The sequence below is a fragment of the Curtobacterium sp. Curtsp22 genome, assembly GCF_059492135.1.
This window is the reverse complement of record NZ_CP168519.1, coordinates 728,232-747,218: the sequence shown is the minus strand read 5'-3', so window position 1 is coordinate 747,218 and position 18,987 is coordinate 728,232. Positions and strand designations below refer to the sequence as shown.

Here is an 18,987-nt window from a genome sequence, read left to right as displayed (position 1 = left end):
CGGCTCAGCGTGACCGGCGGTACGCGCTCCCGTCGCAGGTGTGCACGGCGTCCTCGTCGAACAGCGCCCGCAGGTTGTACGCGGCGCAGTCGCGGAAGGTCGCGATGCTGATCCACCGCGCCGAGCGGCGGAGCTCGCCCTTCGCGGGCCCGTCCGAGCCGATGCCGGCCCGGTGCACCGTCCAGGCGATGTCCCGCGCCTCGGCGTCGAGGTAGCGCATCACCGCCTCGTTGTCGGCGTGCTGCCCGCGGTACGCGCGGGCGAGCGTCGCCCGCACGAGCCGCAGCACCGGTGCGAGCCGCCGGCCGGGAGGCGCGCTCAACCCGCCCGCCTGGTAGAGCAGGCGGGTGGCACCGCTCCGACGCATGGCCGGCACGAGCGCCCGGACGAAGGGCGTGTTGACCAAGCGGTCACGCTGCGCGTCGACGTCCCCGAGCATCACGACGACCGCGGTCACGCCGTCCAGCAGTGCGTCGAGGTCGAGGTCGTCGGGGACGGAGCCCGGCACGACCTCGAGCTCGTCGTGCTGGATCGTGAGCTTGGCCGGCGTGCGGGCGACCGCGCGCACCCGGTGTCCGGCGTCGAGGGCGAACTGCGTGAAGTGTTGGCCGGTCTGGCCCGTCGCGCCGAAGACGAGCAGGTGCTGTTGGGATGTCATGGTCCCAATCTAGGCAATGCCTAGAAAATAGGCAATGCCTAGTCGCCGGGTAAGGTGGAGCCATGCCGGATCGTCCCTTCCACCACGGGAACCTCCGCGCCGTCCTGCTCGACGAGGCCGTGACGGTCCTGCGTGAGGACGGTGTCGACGGGCTGTCCCTGCGTGACCTCGCGCGCCGTGCCGGTGTGAGCCACGGAGCACCACGGAGCCACTTCGTCGATCGCCAGGCGCTCCTCGACGCCGTGGCCGAGCTCGGCTTCGACCGGCTGGCCGCCGCGGTGCGCCGAGCGCTGGCCGGGGCCGGTGACCTGGACGACCGCTTCCGCCGGGTCGCCCTCGCGTACGTCGACTTCGCGATCGACGACGCCGCGTGGATGGACCTGATGTTCCAGGCGAAGACGACCACCCGGGCCGAGTCGGTGCAGGCCGCCGCCTCGTCGCTGTTCGCCGTGCTCGACGGCGCGATGGGGAGCGCGGTGGCGCGTGACGGCGACGGCGACTCCCGGCACCTGTTCAAGCTCCTGTTCGCCGCCACCATGCAGGGGATCGCCGCGCTCGTGGTCTCGCGTCGGATCGACCGCGCCGAGGGGGAGCGGCTGGTGGACGCCGCGCTGGAGACGATGCTCCGCTCCGACCTCGGCTCCCGCGCCGTCGGCGCGAGCTGAAGCGCGTACGGAGTGGGCAGACGGACGCGCCCCGGTAGGCTCGACGGGTGACGATCCGCATCTCGCCGAGCATCCTGTCCGCCGACTTCGCGAACCTCGAACGCGAGCTCCACCGCATCGAGACCGCCGACCTGGTGCACGTCGACGTGATGGACAACCACTTCGTGCCGAACCTCACGCTGGGCCTGCCGATCGTGCAGCGCCTGCAGGAGGTCTCCCCGGTGCCGCTCGACGTCCACCTCATGATCACGAACGCCGACACCGAGGCGCCGAGGTACGCCGAGACCGGTGCGTCGAGCGTGACCTTCCACTTCGAGGCCGCCGACGACCCGGTGGCGACCGCCGCGGCGATCCGCTCGAACGGCGCCCGGGCGGCCGTCGCGGTGAAGCCGGGCACCCCGATCACCCAGGTGCTCCACCACCTCGACGCCTACGACATGATCCTGCTCATGACGGTCGAGCCCGGGTTCGGCGGCCAGGCGTTCATGCGCTCGGTGATGCCGAAGCTCGCCGACGCCCGTGCGGCGGTCGACGCCTCGGGGCTCGACGTCTGGCTCGAGGTCGACGGCGGGATCGCGGTCGACACGGCGCCCGAGGCGGTCCGCAGCGGTGCCGACACCCTCGTGGCGGGCTCCGCGGTCTACGGCGGCGAGCCGGCCGCGCGCATCGCGGACCTGCGCGAGGCGGCCGCGGCAGCACGCTCGTGACCGGACCGGCGCCCGAGGTGAAGGGCGTGACGGACACGAGCCGCGCCTCCCGTCCGGACGGTACGTCGGCCGTGTCGGCGGAGGACGGTAGCCTGGTGCGCGTGAAGACGTTCGACGACCTGTTCCAGGAGCTCACCGAGAAGGCGCGCACGCGCCCCGAGGGCTCCGGCACCGTCGCCGAACTGGACGCCGGCGTGCACCAGATCGGCAAGAAGATCGTGGAAGAAGCGGCCGAGGTCTGGATGGCGGCCGAGTACGAGGGCGACGAGCGCACCTCGGAGGAGATCTCGCAGCTCGTGTACCACCTGCAGGTGCTCATGGTGGCGAAGGGGCTCACCCCGGCGGACGTCTGGCGACATCTCTGATCCGCTGATCAGCCGCCGACCCTCCACCAGAAAGCAGACCCCCTGATGCTCCGCATCGCCGTGCCCAACAAGGGCTCCCTGTCCGAGACCGCGTCCGACATGCTGCGCGAGGCCGGGTACGCCGGCCGCCGCGACCCGAAGGCCCTCCACCTGCTCGACGAGCGCAACGGCGTCGAGTTCTTCTTCCTCCGCCCGCGCGACATCGCCACGTACGTCGGCTCCGGCGCGCTCGACGTCGGCATCACCGGCCGCGACCTGCTGCTCGACTCCGGCTCCGCCGCGCACGAGGTCGACGCGCTCGGGTTCGCCGACTCGACGTTCCGGTTCGCCGGCACGCCCGGCCGGTTCAGCACGCTGCAGGACCTCGACGGTGTGCGGGTGGCGACGAGCTACCCCGGGCTCGTGGGGGAGTTCCTCGCGAAGCACGGCGTTACCGCGACGCTCGTGAAGCTCGACGGCGCGGTCGAGAGCGCCGTGCGCCTCGGTGTCGCCGACGCCGTGGCCGACGTGGTCTCGACGGGCAGCACGCTCCGTGCCGCCGGGCTCGAGATCTTCGGGCCGGTCATCCTCGAGTCGACCGCGCTCCTCATCTCCACCGACGAGACCATCCCCGGCATCGACGTCCTGCGGCGCCGACTGCAGGGCGTGCTCGTCGCGCGCGGCTACGTGATGCTCGACTACGACATCCCCACCGGGCTCCTCGAGCAGGCGACCGCCGTCGCGTCGGGCATCGAGTCGCCGACGGTCTCGCCGCTGCACGGTCGCGACTGGTCGGCCGTCCGCGTGATGATCCCGCGCGACGACGCGAACCTCATCATGGACGCGCTGTACGACCTCGGCGCGCGTGCCATCCTCGTCAGCCCGATCCACGCCGCACGACTGTGACCGGCTCCGGTGCCGTGCCTCCGGCGCGGGCGGGCGGGGTCGCCGTCCGGGTCATCCCCTGCCTGGACGTCAAGGGCGGCCGGGTGGTCAAGGGAGTCAACTTCCTGGACCTGCAGGACGCCGGTGACCCGGTCGAGCTCGCCGCTCGCTACTACGAGCAGGGCGCGGACGAGCTGACCTTCCTCGACGTGGGTGCCACGGTCGAGAACCGCGCGACGATGTTCGACACGGTGACGCGCACGGCCGAGCAGGTGTTCATCCCGCTCACCGTCGGTGGTGGCGTCCGGAGCGTCGACGACGTGTCGCGGCTGCAGCAGTGCGGTGCGGACAAGATCGGCGTGAACAGCGCCGCGATCGCGCGGCCGGACCTCGTCGGCGAGATCGCGGACCGGTTCGGCGCGCAGGCCGTCGTGCTCTCCCTCGACATCAAGCGGTCCGACCGGATGCCGTCGGGCTTCGTCGTGACGACCCACGGCGGTCGGACCGAGTCCGACCTCGACGCGCTCGCCTGGGCGCGCGAGGCCGTCGACCGCGGCGCGGGGGAGCTCCTCGTCAACTCGATCGACGCGGACGGCACGAAGAACGGGTTCGACGTCGAGCTCGTGGCAGCGGTGCGCGCGGTCGCGTCGGTCCCGGTCATCGCTTCGGGAGGCGCGGGTCGGCTCGAGCACTTCGCCCCCGCGATCGAGGCGGGCGCGGATGCCGTCCTCGCCGCCAGCGTCTTCCACCGCGGCGAGATGACCATCGGTGACGTGAAGGCCGCGCTGCGCGCGACCGGGCACGCCGTCCGCTGATCCGCCGCCGTAGGCTAGGAGTCTCATGACCGACAGCACCAGCACCAGCACGGACGCGGTCCTCGACCGCGCGCGGTTCGGTGCGGACGGGCTGCTCCCCGCCATCGTGCAAGAGGAGTCGTCGAAGGACGTCCTCATGCTCGGCTACATGGACCGAGAAGCCCTCCGCCGCACCCTGACCGAGGGACGGGTGACCTTCTGGTCGCGGTCCCGGAACGAGTACTGGCGCAAGGGCGACACCTCGGGGCACGCGCAGTACGTGCGCGGGGCGGCGTTCGACTGCGACGCGGACACGCTCCTCGTGACCGTCGAGCAGGTCGGCGCCGCGTGCCACACCGGCGCGCACCGCTGCTTCGACGTCGACCCCCTCGAGCCCGTGACGGCGTCCGCGCCCGACGGCGCCGCGTCCGCTCTCGATGGTGCGCCGTCCGCTCTCGCCGGCGGGGCCGTGGAGGAGACCCGATGAGCACCGCGACGCTCTCCGACACGCCGCACACGACCTCCCGTCCGGAGTTCGACGCCCTGCTCGACGCCCACCGCGTCGTCCCCGTCGTGCGCGCGCTCTACGCCGACAGCGAGACGCCGGTCGGGGTCTACCGGAAGCTCGCCGACGGCCGGCCCGGTACCTTCCTGCTCGAGTCCGCCGGACAGGGCGGCCTCTGGTCGCGCTGGTCCTTCGTCGGCGTGCGCAGCTTCGGCGTGCTCACCCAGGACGGCGACCGTGCCGCGTGGATCGACACCGGCATCCCGGCGTCCCGCGCCGTCGACTCGCTCGACGGCGAGCCGCTCGAGGTCCTGGCGCGGCTGCACGAGCGCTGGGCGACCCCGCGGATCCCCGGCACCCCGCCGCTCGTCGGTGGCACCGTCGGGTTCATCGGCTGGGAGGCCGTCCGTCAGCTCGAGCACCTGCCGAACGTGCCGCCGGCCGACTTCGACGTCCCGGGGCAGGCCCTCGCGTTCGTGTCCGAGCTCGCCGCGCTCGACCACCGCACCGGGCTCGTCCTGCTCGTCGCCAGCGTGCTGAACGACGGTGTCGACGACGCCGAGGCACTCTGGGCGGACGCCCAGGCGCGACTCGACCGGATGCAGGCCGACCTCGTGCAGCCCTCCGCCGCCACCGTCGCCGAGGCGTTCGACATCGCCGAGCCGACCCCGACCCACCGGTCCACCCCCGCGGACTACATGGCGGCCGTCGAGCGGTCGAAGGGCTTCATCCGCGACGGGGACGTCTTCCAGGTCGTCATCTCGCAGCGGTTCGACCACGAGGTCACCGCGGATCCCCTCGACGTCTACCGCGTGCTGCGGACGCTCAACCCGAGCCCGTACATGTACTTCCTGTCCCTGGCGGACACCGCCGACGAGCGCTTCTGGATCGTCGGTGCCTCGCCCGAGGCCCTGGTCAAGGTGCAGGACGGCCGGGCGATCACCCACCCGATCGCCGGGTCGCGCCCGCGCGGCGCCACGCCCGAGGCGGACGTCCGTCTCGGCGAGGACCTGCTCGAGGACCCGAAGGAGCGCGCCGAGCACCTCATGCTCGTCGACCTGGCGCGCAACGACCTGCAGAAGGTCTGCGAGCCGGGCACGGTCGCCGTGACCGAGTTCATGACGGTCGAGCGGTTCAGTCACATCATGCACCTGGTGTCGAGCGTCGAGGGCGCCGTGCGGCCCGGTGCCTCGGCGATCGACGTGTTCCGGGCGACCTTCCCGGCCGGCACCCTCTCCGGGGCGCCGAAGCCGCGGGCGCTCGAGATCATCGACGAGCTCGAACCCGCGAAGCGCGGTGCCTACGCGGGCGTGGTCGGCTACTTCGACTTCGCCGGCGACGCCGACCTCGCGATCGCGATCCGCAGCGCCCTCATCAAGGACGGTGTGGCACGTGTGCAGGCCGGGGCCGGGCTCGTGGCCGACTCCGACCCCGAGACCGAGCACATCGAGGCCGTGAACAAGGCCGCGGCACCGCTGCGTGCCATCGCGACCGCGAACCGGATGCGCGGGGTGCACTCGTGACGGCCCGCCGATCCCGGCCGCTCGTCGTCGTCGCCGGCCTCGCCGTCGCGGGGATCATCATGCTGTCGTGGACGCAGACCTGGTTCACGGTCCACCTCCACGCGGGCGCTGCCGTCGCCGCGAAGGTGGACGCCGACGGTGCGGCCGCGGTCCCGCAGTACACCGCCCTGGCGATCGCCAGCCTCGCGCTCTTCCTGGCGATGACCATCGCCGGTCGGGTCGTCCGGATCGTGCTCGCCGCCGTCGAGATCCTGCTCGGCGTCGGCGTGGTGGTGTCCGGCATCACCGCCCTGGCCGACCCGGTCGCCGCAGCGAAGGGCGCCGTGGGCGAGGTCGCGGGCGTCGCGGACCTGTCCGCCGTCCGCCGGGCCGTGTCGAGCGTGGACGTGTCGGCGTGGCCGGTCGTCGGCATCGTCGGCGGCGTGCTCGCGATGGCCCTCGGGGTCGTCGTGCTCGTCGTGCAGCGGTCCTGGCCGGGGCCGAGCCGGAAGTACGGCGCGGCCACCGCGGGTGCGGCGGCGGATGCTCGTGCGGTGCCGGCGGTCGAGCGTGACGCCGTCGTGGACTGGGACGACCTGAGCGCCGGTGTCGACCCGACCTCGGACGCGGTCGCAGGCGCCGACAGCGCAGCCGCGGGCCCCGACGACGCGAGCGCGGACGCTGCCGGAGCGGCCCCGGACGACACGGTAGGATCGAACGGACGCCGGTCGAACGACGGCGTCGAAGCAGAACGAGGAGCACCGTGAGCAACACTGAGCCCGCAGAACTCGGCGAAGGCCACTCGCCGGCAGCCTGGACCGCCGTCGTGATCATGCTGATCGGATTCGCGGCCGGCACGCTGTTCTTCTGGTTCGACCAGCCGTGGGGCGTCTGGGCCTCCGCCGGCGTGGTGCTCATCGGCCTCATCGTCGGTGGCGTCATGAAGAAGGCGGGCTACGGCGTCGACGGCCCGAAGTTCGTCCCCAAGCACCACTCCGAGTAGGTCCGGCATGCCGAACGTGCTCGAGACCCTCGTCGCGGGCGCGCTCGAGGACGCCGCGGCCCGTCGCGTCGACCGTCCCTACGCGGACGTCGAACGTGACCTGGACCGCGTCGCGTCCCCGCTCGACGCCCTCACGTTCCTGGCCCCCGGCGACCGGGTGAAGATCCTGGCCGAGGTCAAGCGTGCCAGCCCGTCCCGCGGGTCCATGGCCCCGATCGAGGACCCCGCGTCCCTCGCCGCCGACTACGAGCGCGGCGGTGCCTCGACGATCAGCGTCCTGACCGAGGGGCGCAAGTTCCTCGGCAGCCTCGCCGATCTCGAAGCGGTCAAGGCCCGGGTGGGCGTCCCCGTCCTCCGCAAGGACTTCATCGCCGACCCGTACCAGGTGATCGAGGCCCGGGCGTCCGGTGCCGACGTCGTCCTGCTCATCGTGGCGGCGCTCGAGCAGCAGCAGCTGGTCGAGCTCCACACCATGGCGGAAGAACTCGGCATGCGCGTCCTGGTCGAGGCGCACTCGGCGGACGAGGTCTCGCGCGGCCTCGACGCCGGCGCCCGGATCCTCGGGGTGAACGCCCGCGACCTGACCGACTTCTCGCTCGACCGCGACCTGTTCGGATCGCTCGCCGACCGGATCCCCGACGGGGTCGTGCGCGTCGCCGAGTCCGCGGTCGCCGGTCCGGCCGACGTCGCGCACTACCGTGCCGCCGGCGCCGACGTCGTCCTGGTGGGGGAGGCGCTCGTGACGGGCGACGACCCCGCTGCCACACTCGCGTCGTTCATCGCAGCCGCCGACCGCGACTGAGCGACGACAGCATCCATCCCAGCCCGGTTCGCCGGGCGTGTCCCGGGAGACCCATCGTGACCTCACTCCGCGACCTGCACGGACCGTACTTCGGCGACTTCGGCGGGCGGTTCGTCCCCGAGTCGCTCGTCCTCGCGCTCGACGAACTCGAAGCGGCGTTCCGCGAGGCCTGGGCGGACCCGGCCTTCCGCGACGAGCTCGACACGCTCCAGCGCGACTACACCGGGCGGCCCTCGATCATCACCGAGGTGCCCCGGTTCGCCAAGCACGCCGGCGGTGCCCGGATCATCCTCAAGCGCGAGGACCTCAACCACACCGGGTCGCACAAGATCAACAACGTGCTCGGTCAGGCCCTCGTGGCGAAGCGCCTCGGCAAGACCCGCCTCATCGCCGAGACCGGCGCCGGCCAGCACGGCGTCGCGACGGCCACCGCGGCGGCGCTCTTCGGCATGGACTGCGTCGTCTACATGGGGGCCGTCGACACCGAGCGCCAGGCGTTGAACGTCGCCCGGATGCGCCTGCTCGGTGCCGAGGTGATCCCGGTCGAGACCGGCTCCCGCACGCTGAAGGACGCCATCAACGACGCCCTGCGCGACTGGGTCGCCAACGTCGACTCCACGCACTACCTGCTCGGCACCGTCGCCGGCCCGCACCCGTTCCCCGAGATGGTGCGCGAGTTCCACAAGGTCATCGGCGAAGAGGCCCGCCAGCAGGTCCTCGACCGGGTCGGGCGCCTGCCGGACGCGGTCGCCGCGTGCGTCGGCGGCGGCTCGAACGCCATGGGCATCTTCGAGGCGTTCCTCGACGACGAGTCGGTCGCGCTGCACGGCTTCGAGGCCGGTGGCGACGGCGTCGAGACCGGCCGGCACGCCGCGAGCATCACGCTCGGTCGCGAGGGCGTCCTCCAGGGCACGAAGTCCTACCTCATGCAGGACGAGGACGGCCAGACGATCGAGAGCCACAGCATCTCCGCCGGGCTCGACTACCCGAGCGTCGGGCCGGAGCACGCCTACCTCGCCTCGATCGGGCGTGCGAAGTACGAGCCGATCACCGACGACGAGGCGATGGAGGCCTTCCGCCTGCTGAGCCGCACCGAGGGCATCCTGCCGGCGATCGAGTCCTCGCACGCCCTCGCCGGGGCGATCAAGCTCGGCAAGGAGCTCGGCCCAGAGGGCGTCATCCTCGTCAACCTGTCCGGCCGGGGTGACAAGGACGTCGCGTCCGCCAGTCGCTACTTCGGCATCCTCGACGAGAACGCGGTGCAGCTGTGACCACGAACCAGACGGTCGCGACGACGATCGACACCGCCAACGCCGAGCGCGCGGGGGCCGTCGTCGGGTACCTGCCCGCCGGCTACCCCGACGTGCAGACGAGCGTCGACGCCGCCGTGGCCCTGGCCGAGAACGGCGTCGACGTCATCGAGCTCGGCCTGCCGTACTCCGACCCGGTGATGGACGGCCCGGTCATCCAGCGTGCGGCAGAGGAGAGCCTGGCGAACGGCTTCCGCGTCGCGCAGGTCTTCGACGCCGTGCACCAGATCACCGAGCGGGCGAACGTGCCCGTGCTCGTGATGACCTACTGGAACCCGGTGCTCCGGTACGGCGTCGAGCGGTTCGCCGACGACCTCGTCGCCGCGGGCGCCGCCGGGCTCATCACGCCGGACCTCATCCCCGACGAGGGCGCCGAGTGGATCCGCGAGTCGGAGCGCACCGGCCTGGACCGGGTGTTCCTCGCAGCCCCGTCCTCGTCGGACACGCGCATGCAGCAGGCGGTCCGGTCCAGCCGCGGGTTCGTCTACGCGGTCTCCACGATGGGCGTCACCGGCGCGCGCGAGGGCGTCGACGTCGCAGCCCGCACCGTCGTGTCGCGGCTCCGCGACGCCGGGGTCGAGCGCACGTGCGTCGGTCTCGGCATCTCGACGGCGGAGCAGGTCGGCGAGGTCCTCGAGTACGCCGACGGCGCCATCATCGGCTCCGCCTTCGTCCGGGCCCTCGCGGACCTCGGCGTGCAGGGCGTGGCGGACCGGGCAGCCGACCTCACGTCGGGCGCGCGGCGCCGCTGACGTCCAGGAGGCGCGGTGCCGGCGACCGCCTCGGCCCACCCGCACCGCGGTGCGGGTGAGCGACGCGTCCCGCCCGCACCGCGCCTGGCGTCGGTCACAGTTTCCACAGGACCGGGTCCCCGGTTCCTGACGCACGCACCTCCCGCGCTACAGTGAGCGGGGCCGACGGCACGTCGGCACCGCGCCCAGCCAGCACCGAAAGGCGACAGCACCTCCATGCCCCTCCTGAGCATCCCGAGCCCGAGCACCGCGTGGCAGTACTTCGACCTGACCGCCTGGCTGCGCGACGCGTTCGGTTGGTCGCTGCCGCTCGACTTCCGCATCCACGCCTACGCGATCTGCATCCTGCTCGGCATCGTCGCCGCCGTCATCCTCGCGAACCGCCGGCTCAACGCGCGCGGCGTCGAGCGCTGGATCATCATCGACATCGCGATCTGGGCCGTCCCCGCCGGGATCATCGGCGGTCGCCTGTTCCACGTGTTCACGCACGTCAGCGACTACTTCGGTCCCGGGCGCGACCCGCTGTCCTTCCTCTACATCTGGGAGGGCGGCCTCGCCATCTTCGGCGCGCTCATCCTCGGCTCGGTCGGCGCCTACATCGGCTGCCGCCAGGTCGGCCTGCGGTTCACCGCGTTCATCGACGCCGTCGTGCCGGGCGTGCTGCTCGCCCAGGCGTTCGGTCGTCTCGGCAACTACTTCAACCACGAGCTCTTCGGCATGCCGACCAGCCTGCCGTGGGGCCTGCAGATCGAGTCGTCGAACGCGGCGTTCCCGAAGGGCCTGCCCGAGGGCACGCTCTTCCACCCGACGTTCCTCTACGAGATCATCTGGAACGTCGTCGGCGTCGTCGTGATCCTGCTGCTCGACAAGAAGTTCCGCCTGCAGTGGGGCAAGGTGCTGTCGCTCTACCTGATCTGGTACGGCATCGGTCGCGCTGTCCTCGAGTCCATCCGCGTCGACACGAGCGAGACGTTCTTCGGCATCCGGACGAACGTGTGGATGTCCTTCGCGGCGATCCTGCTCGGCATCATCATCTTCCTCGTCCAGTCCAAGCGGCACCTCGGCAAGGAGCCGAGCCCGTACCTGCCCGGTCGCGAGCCCCGCTCGAAGTCCGGGGTAGACTCGGACGACACCTGGTCAGAGTCCGACGACGACGCTCCGGCGGCCGTCACCGACTCCGATCCGGTCACCAGCAGCACCGCTGGCCGCGCGTAGGAAGCACCCCTCCTGCGTGACCGATCCCGATCGGTCACGAGTGTCAGCAGCACCTCCCGGACCCACCACAAGCGGGTCCGACACCTCGCACGCCGCCAGGGCAACTCACTGACGGCGGGCACGGGCACCAGTTCCGCCCACGCGTCGCGGAACGCACCACCGGGCCACCGCTGTCCCTGTTCCACTCTCTCGTGAGGACGGTTCCCCATGGCGCTCCAGCCACCCCAGTCCCCGGCGGCACTCGTGCCGCCGCACCGTCGGTTCTCCGCGATCCCGGACGCCGCCGGCATGTACGACCCGGCGAACGAGAAGGACGCGTGCGGCCTGGCGATGGTCGCGACGCTCCGCGGCACCGCCGGGCACGACATCGTCGACGCTGCCCTCGGTGCACTGCGCAACCTCGAACACCGGGGCGCGGTCGGATCGGACGCCGGGACCGGTGACGGTGCGGGCATCCTCTGCCAGGTGCCTGACGAGTTCTTCCGCGCCGAGGTGTCCTTCGACCTTCCAGCAGCGGGGGAGTACGCGGTCGGTACCGCGTACCTGCCCGTCGACGAGGACGACCGCCACGCGGTGAAGGGCGCCGTCGAGCGACTCGCGCGTGAAGAGGGCCTGCGGATCCTGGGCTGGCGCGAGGTCCCCGTCCGACCCGAGGTCCTCGGCACCCTGGCCCGTGCGGCGATGCCCGCGTTCGAGCAGCTCTTCGTCGCCTCGATCCGGCACGACGTGCACGGTGCGTCGTGGAGCGGCGTCGCGCTCGACCGCCAGGCCTTCCGCCTCCGGAAGCGTGCCGAGCACGACACCGAGGTCTACTTCATGTCGCTGTCGAGCCGGACCATGGTCTACAAGGGCATGGTCACGACGCTCCAGCTCGAGCCGTTCTACCCGGACCTCAGCGACGAGCGCTTCGCGTCGAAGCTCGCGATCGTGCACTCCCGATACTCCACGAACACGTTCCCCTCGTGGCCGCTCGCGCAGCCGTTCCGCACGCTCGCGCACAACGGTGAGATCAACACCGTCCGTGGCAACCGCAACTGGATGCGGGCCCGGCAGTCGCAGCTGCAGAGCGAACTGCTCGGCGACATGGCGCCCCTGCTGCCGATCGTCAGTCCGGGCGCCAGCGACTCGGCGTCCTTCGACGAGGTGCTCGAGCTCCTGACGCTCACCGGCCGGTCGCTGCCGCACGCGGTGTCGATGATGGTCCCCGAAGCGTGGGAGAACCAGGTCGGGATGGACCCCGAGCTCCGGGCGTTCTACGAGTACCACTCGATGCTCATGGAGCCGTGGGACGGCCCGGCAGCCATCACGTTCACCGACGGCACGCTCGTCGGCGCCACCCTCGACCGCAACGGCCTGCGCCCCGGTCGCTTCCTGGTGACCGACGACGGCCTGATCGTCATGGGCTCCGAGACGGGCGTCATCGACGTGCCGGCCGACAAGGTCGTGCGCAAGGGCCGGCTCCGTCCCGGCCGGATGTTCCTCGTCGACACCGAGGCCGGTCGCATCATCGAGGACGACGAGGTTAAGCGCGAGCTGGCCACGTCCGGCCCGTGGGGCGAGTGGCTCGACGGCGGCCGGATCAACCTCGGTGACCTGCCGGACCGCGAGCACATCGTGCACACGCCCGCTTCGGTGACCCGTCGCCAGCGCGCCTTCGGCTACACCGAGGAAGAGGTCCGCATCCTCCTGCGTCCGATGGCGCAGACCGGAGCGGAGCCGCTCGGTGCGATGGGCTCGGACACGCCGATCGCGGTGCTGTCCCGGCGTCCCCGGCTGCTCTTCGACTACTTCACCCAGCAGTTCGCCCAGGTGACGAACCCGCCGCTCGACTCGATCCGCGAGCAGGTCATCACCTCGATGGGCATGGGACTCGGCCCGGAGCGCAACCTCCTGAGCGCCGGCCCCGAGCACGCGAAGCAGATCACGCTCGACTTCCCCGTGATCGACAACGACGAGCTCGCCAAGATCCAGCACTTCGAGACCGAGTCCGGTCGCCACCTGACCGTGACGATCAAGGGCCTGTACCGCGTCGACGCCGGCAAGAAGGCCATGCAGAAGCGCATCGCCGCGGTGTGCGACGAGGTCGACGCGGCGATCGAGGCCGGCAAGCAGTTCATCGTGCTGTCCGACCGCGACGGCAACGCCGAACAGGCACCGGTGCCCAGCCTGCTGCTGCTCGCCGCCGTGCACCACCACCTGATCCGCACCGAGCAGCGCATGAAGGTCGGGCTCATCGTCGAGGCCGGTGACGTGCGCGAGGTCCACCACGTCGCGACCCTCATCGGCTACGGCGCCTCGGCGATCAACCCGTACCTGGCGATGGAGACCTGCGAGATCCTCGTCCGCCAGGGCATGATCAGCGGCATCACGCCGGAGCAGGCCGTCAAGAACGTGATCAAGGCGCTCGGCAAGGGCGTGCTGAAGATCATGTCGAAGATGGGCATCTCGACGGTGTCGAGCTACGCCGGCGCGCAGGCGTTCGAGGCCGTCGGGCTCAGCCAGGAGTTCGTCGACCGGTACTTCACCGGGACCTCGTCGATCCTCGGCGGCGTCGGCATCGAGGTCATCGCGAAGGAGAACGCCGAGCGGCACGCCCAGGCGTACCCGCAGGACGGCGCTGTCCTCTCGCACGAGCGCCTGCAGACCGGCGGCGAGTACCAGTGGCGTCGCGAAGGCCCGCCGCACCTCTTCAACCCGGACACCGTGTTCCGGCTGCAGCACGCGACGCGCTCCCGTCGCTACGACATCTTCCGCGAGTACTCGCAGGCGGTCGACGACCAGTCCGAGCAGCTGATGACGCTCCGCGGCCTCTTCCGGTTCGCGCAGGGTGCCCGCAAGCCGGTCCCGCTCGACGAGGTCGAGCCGATCGAGTCGATCGTCAAGCGGTTCAACACCGGTGCGATGTCCTACGGGTCCATCTCGAAGGAAGCCCACGAGACGCTCGCGATCGCGATGAACCGTCTCGGCGGCCGGTCGAACACGGGCGAGGGCGGCGAGGACGTCGACCGCCTGCTCGACCCCGAGCGTCGGAGCGCGATCAAGCAGGTCGCGTCCGGGCGGTTCGGCGTCACGAGCATGTACCTGACGCACGCGACCGACATCCAGCTGAAGATGGCGCAGGGTGCGAAGCCGGGCGAGGGCGGGCAGCTGCCCCCGACCAAGGTGTACCCGTGGGTGGCCCGCACCCGGCACGCGACCGCGGGTGTCGGCCTGATCTCGCCGCCGCCGCACCACGACATCTACTCGATCGAGGACCTCAAGCAGCTGATCTTCGACGTCAAGCGGGCGAACCCGTCCGCACGCGTCCACGTGAAGCTCGTGAGCCAGTCGGGCATCGGGGCCGTGGCCGCCGGTGTGACGAAGGCCCTCGCCGACGTCGTCCTGGTCTCCGGGCACGACGGCGGAACCGGTGCGTCGCCGCTGAACTCGCTCAAGCACGCGGGCACCCCGTGGGAGATCGGCCTCGCCGAGACGCAGCAGACGCTCATGCTCAACGGCATGCGCGACCGCGTCGTCGTGCAGGTCGACGGGCAGATGAAGACCGGCCGTGACGTCGTCGTGGCCGCGCTGCTCGGCGCCGAGGAGTACGGCTTCGCGACCGCGCCGCTCGTGGTCGAGGGCTGCATCCTCATGCGGGTGTGCCACCTCGACACGTGCCCGGTCGGCGTCGCGACCCAGAACCCCGAGCTCCGCAAGCGCTTCAGCGGCAAGCCGGAGTTCGTCGTGAACTTCTTCGAGTTCATCGCGCAAGAGGTCCGCGAGCTCCTCGCCGAGCTCGGCTTCCGGTCCCTCGAAGAGGCGATCGGCCACGCCGACGCCCTCGACGTCGACCGCGCGGTCGAGCACTGGAAGGCGTCCGGCCTCGACCTCGAGCCCGTGCTCAAGGGACCGCGGTTCGACGCCGACGAGCCCCGCCGGCACCAGCGCGACCAGGACCACGAGCTGGAGCAGCACTTCGACGTGCAGCTCATCCAGCAGACGGCCGACGTCCTCGAGCACGGCGGGACGATCGCGCTCGACCTGCCGATCCGGAACACGGAGCGCGCTGTCGGCACGATGCTCGGCCACGAGGTCACGCTCCGCCACGGCGAGAACGGCCTGCCGTCGGGGTCGATCGACGTGACGTTGCGCGGTTCCGCCGGGCAGTCGCTCGGCGCGTTCCTGCCGGCGGGCATCACGCTCCGCCTGGTCGGGGACAGCAACGACTACGTCGGCAAGGGGCTGTCCGGCGGCGAGATCGTCGTGCGTCCCGACGCGGGCAGCGGCTTCGACCCCGCGCAGAACGTCATCGCCGGCAACGTCATCGGCTACGGCGCGACCCAGGGCAGCATGTTCATCCGCGGCATCGTGGGCGAACGCTTCCTGGTGCGCAACTCCGGTGCGACCGCCGTCGTCGAGGGCGTGGGGGACCACGCGCTCGAGTACATGACCGGTGGGCTCGCCCTGATCCTCGGCGAGACCGGTCGGAACCTCGGTGCCGGCATGTCCGGCGGGACCGCGTACGTCCGCGGCCTGCGGGAAGAGCACGTGAACACCGACTCGCTCGCGTCCGGTGAACTCCGGCTCGAGCCGCTCGACAGCGCCGACGTCGAGATCGTGAACGACCTGCTCGCGCGGCACGCTGCCGAGACCGGGTCGACCCTCGCGAGCGAACTGCTCGAGTCCGGTGACCTGAGCGACTTCGTCAAGGTGCTGCCGCGGGACTACGCGGCCGTGCTCGAGACCCGACAGCAGGCCGTCGACGAGGGCCTCGACCCGGACGGCGACGTCGTCTGGAACCGCATTCTGGAGGTGACCGGTGGCTGACCCCAAGGGATTCCTGAAGGTCCAGGAGCGCGAGCTCCCGGCCCGACGACCCGTACCCGTGCGGCTCATGGACTGGAAAGAGGTCTACGAGCAGCAGGAGTCCGGCGCGCTCAAGCGACAGGCCGGACGCTGCATGGACTGCGGCGTCCCGTTCTGCCACCAGGGGTGCCCGCTCGGCAACCTCATCCCCGAGTGGAACGACCTCACCTGGCGCGGCGAGGGCCGGCAGGCGATCGAGCGACTCCACGCGACGAACAACTTCCCGGAGTTCACGGGTCGGCTCTGCCCGGCTCCGTGCGAGGCGTCCTGCGTGCTCGGCATCAACCAGCCGCCGGTGACGATCAAGCAGGTCGAGGTCTCGATCATCGACGAGGCGTTCCAGAACGGCTGGGTCACGCCCCACCCGCCGGAGCGCCTGACCGGCAAGACCGTCGCGGTCGTCGGGTCCGGTCCTGCCGGGCTCGCCGCCGCACAGCAGCTGACCCGCGCCGGCCACACCGTCGCGGTGTACGAGCGCGACGACCGCATCGGTGGTCTGCTCCGCTACGGCATCCCGGACTTCAAGATGGAGAAGCGTCAGATCGACGCGCGGCTCGCCCAGATGCAGGCCGAGGGCACCCGCTTCCGTGCGGGCGTCGAGATCGGGCGCGACATCACCTGGGACGACCTGAAGTCCCGGTACGACGCGGTCGTCGTCGCCACCGGCGCCACGGTCCCGCGCGACCTGCCGATCCCGGGGCGCGACCTCGCCGGCGTGCACTTCGCGATGGACTACCTCGTGCAGCAGAACAAGGCGAACGCCGGCACGACCGTCGACAACCAGGTCACGGCCGAGGGCAAGCACGTCGTCGTCATCGGCGGCGGCGACACCGGTGCGGACTGCATCGGGACCGCCCACCGGCAGGGTGCGCTCAGCGTGACGAACCTCGCGATCGGCAAGCAGCCGCCGCTGGAGCGTCCGTCCGAGCAGCCGTGGCCGATGTTCCCGACCGTGTTCGAGGTCACGAGCGCCCATGAAGAGGGCGGCGAACGCCACTACCTCGCGTCCACCGTCGAGTTCCTCGCGAACGAGGCCGGCGAGGTCCGGGCGCTCCGCGTCGCCGAGACCGAGTACCTCGACGGCCGCCGGGTCCCGAAGGCCGGCAGTGAGCGCGAGATCCCCGCGGACCTCGTCCTCGTGGCCATGGGCTTCACCGGTCCCGAGACCGACACGCTGGCGCCGCAGCTCGGCCTGCCCGTGACGGTCTCCGGTGCCGTCGCCCGCCAGGCCGACTACACGACCAACGAGCCGGGCGTCTTCGTCGCGGGCGACGCCGGTCGTGGGCAGTCGCTCATCGTGTGGGCGATCGCCGAGGGCCGGGCCGCCGCCGCGAAGGTCGACGAGTACCTCGAGGGCTCGACGATCCTCCCGGCTCCGGTCAAGGCGACCGACCGGGCGATCTCGGTCTGACGATGGACGTCCACCCGATGCCCACCCAGCAGTGAGCGACAGGCCACCGGCACTCGATAGGGTGCTGGTGGCCTCGCTTCGTTCCGCGCGGCCCCACAGCGCGGAAACCCAAGCACCATCCACCACCACGAAGGAATCCATTGAGACGCGCAAAGATCGTTTCGACGCTCGGACCGGCAACGTCGGAGTACGAGACCGTCAAGGAGATCATCGAGGCAGGCGTCGACGTCGCCCGCCTCAACCTCAGCCACGGTGACTACAGCGTCCACGAGGCCAACTACGAGAACGTCCGTCGCGCCGCCGAGGAGCTCGGCAAGCCCGTCGCGATCCTCGTCGACCTGCAGGGTCCGAAGATCCGCCTCGCGAAGTTCGCCGACGGCCCGCACGACCTCGCGGTCGGCGACGTGTTCACCATCACCACCGAGGACGTCCCCGGCTCGAAGGAGATCTGCGGCACGACCTTCAAGGGCCTCCCGCAGGACGTCAAGCCCGGTGACCCGCTGCTCATCGACGACGGCCGGGTCCGCCTCCGCGTGCTCGACACCGACGGCGTGCGCGTCCGCACCGAGGTCGTCGTCGGCGGCACCGTGTCCAACAACAAGGGCATCAACCTGCCCGGCGTCGCCGTGAACGTCCCCGCGCTCAGCGAGAAGGACGAGGCGGACCTCCGCTGGGGCATCCGCCAGGGTGCCGACCTCATCGCGCTGTCGTTCGTGCGCAACGCCGCCGACGTCGAGCGTGCCCACGAGATCATGGACGAAGAGGGCAAGCGCCTCCCCGTGATCGCGAAGATCGAGAAGCCGCAGGCCGTCGACGCGCTCGAGGAGATCATCGACGCGTTCGACAGCATCATGGTCGCCCGCGGTGACCTCGGTGTGGAGCTCCCGCTCGAGGCCGTCCCGATCGTGCAGAAGCGCGCCGTCGAGCTCGCCCGCCGCATGGCGAAGCCGGTCATCGTCGCGACCCAGATGCTCGAGTCGATGATCTCGTCGCCGATCCCGACCCGCGCCGAGACGTCCGACGTCGCGAACGCCGTGCTCGACGGCGCGGACGCGGTCATGCTCTCGGGCGAGACCAGCGTCGGCGAGTACCCGGTGCAGACGGTCCGCACGATGGCCCGCATCGTCGAGTCCACCGAGGACCACGGCCTCGAGCGCATCGCGCCGCTCGGCACCAAGCCGCGCACCCTCGGCGGGGCGATCACGCTCGCCGCGGTCGAGATCGCGGAGTTCACCGAGGCCTCGTACCTCTGCGTGTTCACCGAGTCCGGCGACTCGGCCCGCCGCATGTCGCGTCTGCGCCACGGCCTGCCGATCATCGCGTTCACCCCGAACGAGGCGACGCGTCGCCGCATGGCTCTCACCTGGGGTGTCCGCTCGTTCCTCGTCGAGCGCAAGACCCACACCGACGAGCTCTTCTCGCAGGTGGACGACGTCCTCCTCGAGAACGGCCTCGCCGCCCCCGGGGACCGCGTCATCGTGACGGCCGGTTCCCCTCCCGGCATCGAGGGGTCGACGAACGACCTGCGCGTGCACCGCGTGGGCGACGCCCACGCTGAGGCCGCTCCGGCCTACGTGCGCGACTGACGT

At 71.3% G+C, this 18,987-nt stretch carries 17 protein-coding genes; 16 read left to right on the top strand and 1 reads right to left on the bottom strand.

Annotated elements, in window-relative coordinates; translation table 11 throughout:
• Positions 1 to 4: 4 nt before the first annotated feature.
• A complete protein-coding gene (locus ACEN8D_RS03580) occupies positions 5 to 658 on the bottom strand; it encodes an NAD(P)-dependent oxidoreductase (protein WP_309779661.1) in 654 nt (217 codons plus the stop codon).
• Between the two features lie 62 nt (positions 659 to 720).
• Here ACEN8D_RS03580 and ACEN8D_RS03575 point away from each other — a divergent pair, with 62 nt between their 5' ends.
• From ACEN8D_RS03575 to pyk, 16 genes are all read left to right on the top strand, one after another.
• Entirely contained in the window at positions 721 to 1,323 is a 603-nt protein-coding gene (locus ACEN8D_RS03575) for a TetR/AcrR family transcriptional regulator (protein ID WP_413399078.1), read from the top strand.
• Between the two features lie 47 nt (positions 1,324 to 1,370).
• Entirely contained in the window at positions 1,371 to 2,030 is a 660-nt protein-coding gene (gene rpe, locus ACEN8D_RS03570) for a ribulose-phosphate 3-epimerase (RefSeq protein WP_413461424.1), read from the top strand.
• Positions 2,031 to 2,131: 101 nt separating this feature from the next.
• Positions 2,132 to 2,395, top strand: a complete 264-nt coding sequence (locus ACEN8D_RS03565; RefSeq protein WP_031259753.1) for a phosphoribosyl-ATP diphosphatase — start codon at positions 2,132 to 2,134, stop codon at positions 2,393 to 2,395.
• 45 nt (positions 2,396 to 2,440) lie between these two features.
• Positions 2,441 to 3,280, top strand: a complete 840-nt coding sequence (gene hisG, locus ACEN8D_RS03560) for an ATP phosphoribosyltransferase (RefSeq protein WP_022906699.1) — start codon at positions 2,441 to 2,443, stop codon at positions 3,278 to 3,280.
• Entirely contained in the window at positions 3,277 to 4,074 is a 798-nt protein-coding gene (gene hisF, locus ACEN8D_RS03555) for an imidazole glycerol phosphate synthase subunit HisF (RefSeq protein WP_413399915.1), read from the top strand. The genes hisG and hisF overlap by 4 nt, the downstream gene beginning before the upstream one ends.
• 25 nt (positions 4,075 to 4,099) lie before the next feature.
• Positions 4,100 to 4,540 (top strand): phosphoribosyl-AMP cyclohydrolase, encoded by a 441-nt coding sequence (gene hisI, locus ACEN8D_RS03550; RefSeq protein ID WP_413399914.1) that lies wholly within the window; start codon positions 4,100 to 4,102, stop codon positions 4,538 to 4,540.
• Positions 4,537 to 6,081 carry an anthranilate synthase component I gene (locus tag ACEN8D_RS03545; protein WP_070416237.1) on the top strand — a complete coding sequence of 515 codons (1,545 nt, stop codon included), beginning with the start codon at positions 4,537 to 4,539 and terminating at the stop codon, positions 6,079 to 6,081. Before hisI ends, ACEN8D_RS03545 begins: the two co-directional genes overlap by 4 nt.
• Positions 6,078 to 6,827, top strand: coding sequence for a Trp biosynthesis-associated membrane protein (locus tag ACEN8D_RS03540; protein WP_413398485.1), 750 nt, complete (start codon positions 6,078 to 6,080; stop codon positions 6,825 to 6,827). The genes ACEN8D_RS03545 and ACEN8D_RS03540 overlap by 4 nt, the downstream gene beginning before the upstream one ends.
• The gene (locus ACEN8D_RS03535) at positions 6,824 to 7,063 is read left to right on the top strand and encodes an HGxxPAAW family protein (RefSeq protein WP_070416235.1); all 240 of its coding nucleotides are present in this window, start codon (positions 6,824 to 6,826) and stop codon (positions 7,061 to 7,063) included. The genes ACEN8D_RS03540 and ACEN8D_RS03535 overlap by 4 nt, the downstream gene beginning before the upstream one ends.
• A gap of 16 nt (positions 7,064 to 7,079) precedes the next feature.
• Positions 7,080 to 7,865, top strand: coding sequence for an indole-3-glycerol phosphate synthase TrpC (gene trpC, locus ACEN8D_RS03530; protein ID WP_413398488.1), 786 nt, complete (start codon positions 7,080 to 7,082; stop codon positions 7,863 to 7,865).
• 56 nt (positions 7,866 to 7,921) lie between these two features.
• The gene (gene trpB / locus ACEN8D_RS03525; protein WP_070416234.1) at positions 7,922 to 9,136 is read left to right on the top strand and encodes a tryptophan synthase subunit beta; all 1,215 of its coding nucleotides are present in this window, start codon (positions 7,922 to 7,924) and stop codon (positions 9,134 to 9,136) included.
• Positions 9,133 to 9,927, top strand: coding sequence for a tryptophan synthase subunit alpha (gene trpA, locus ACEN8D_RS03520; RefSeq protein WP_413398486.1), 795 nt, complete (start codon positions 9,133 to 9,135; stop codon positions 9,925 to 9,927). The genes trpB and trpA overlap by 4 nt, the downstream gene beginning before the upstream one ends.
• A gap of 216 nt (positions 9,928 to 10,143) precedes the next feature.
• Positions 10,144 to 11,142, top strand: coding sequence for a prolipoprotein diacylglyceryl transferase (gene lgt / locus ACEN8D_RS03515; protein WP_413398487.1), 999 nt, complete (start codon positions 10,144 to 10,146; stop codon positions 11,140 to 11,142).
• 288 nt (positions 11,143 to 11,430) lie between these two features.
• The gene (gltB, locus tag ACEN8D_RS03510) at positions 11,431 to 15,948 is read left to right on the top strand and encodes a glutamate synthase large subunit (RefSeq protein ID WP_413398489.1); all 4,518 of its coding nucleotides are present in this window, start codon (positions 11,431 to 11,433) and stop codon (positions 15,946 to 15,948) included.
• On the top strand, positions 15,941 to 17,398 hold the full coding sequence (locus tag ACEN8D_RS03505) for a glutamate synthase subunit beta (RefSeq protein ID WP_092387017.1): 1,458 nt from the start codon (positions 15,941 to 15,943) through the stop codon (positions 17,396 to 17,398). The genes gltB and ACEN8D_RS03505 overlap by 8 nt, the downstream gene beginning before the upstream one ends.
• A gap of 140 nt (positions 17,399 to 17,538) precedes the next feature.
• On the top strand, positions 17,539 to 18,984 hold the full coding sequence (gene pyk / locus ACEN8D_RS03500; RefSeq protein WP_070416231.1) for a pyruvate kinase: 1,446 nt from the start codon (positions 17,539 to 17,541) through the stop codon (positions 18,982 to 18,984).
• The last annotated feature ends 3 nt before the right edge of the window (positions 18,985 to 18,987 follow it).

Coding starts and splice junctions, on each gene's coding strand:
- ACEN8D_RS03580 (WP_309779661.1), bottom strand. CDS start 658: ATGACATCCCAACAGCACCTGCTCGTCTTCGGCGCGACGGGCCAGACC.
- ACEN8D_RS03575 (WP_413399078.1), top strand. CDS start 721: ATGCCGGATCGTCCCTTCCACCACGGGAACCTCCGCGCCGTCCTGCTC.
- hisG (WP_022906699.1), top strand. CDS start 2,441: ATGCTCCGCATCGCCGTGCCCAACAAGGGCTCCCTGTCCGAGACCGCG.
- hisI (WP_413399914.1), top strand. CDS start 4,100: ATGACCGACAGCACCAGCACCAGCACGGACGCGGTCCTCGACCGCGCG.
- ACEN8D_RS03545 (WP_070416237.1), top strand. CDS start 4,537: ATGAGCACCGCGACGCTCTCCGACACGCCGCACACGACCTCCCGTCCG.
- lgt (WP_413398487.1), top strand. CDS start 10,144: ATGCCCCTCCTGAGCATCCCGAGCCCGAGCACCGCGTGGCAGTACTTC.
- gltB (WP_413398489.1), top strand. CDS start 11,431: ATGTACGACCCGGCGAACGAGAAGGACGCGTGCGGCCTGGCGATGGTC.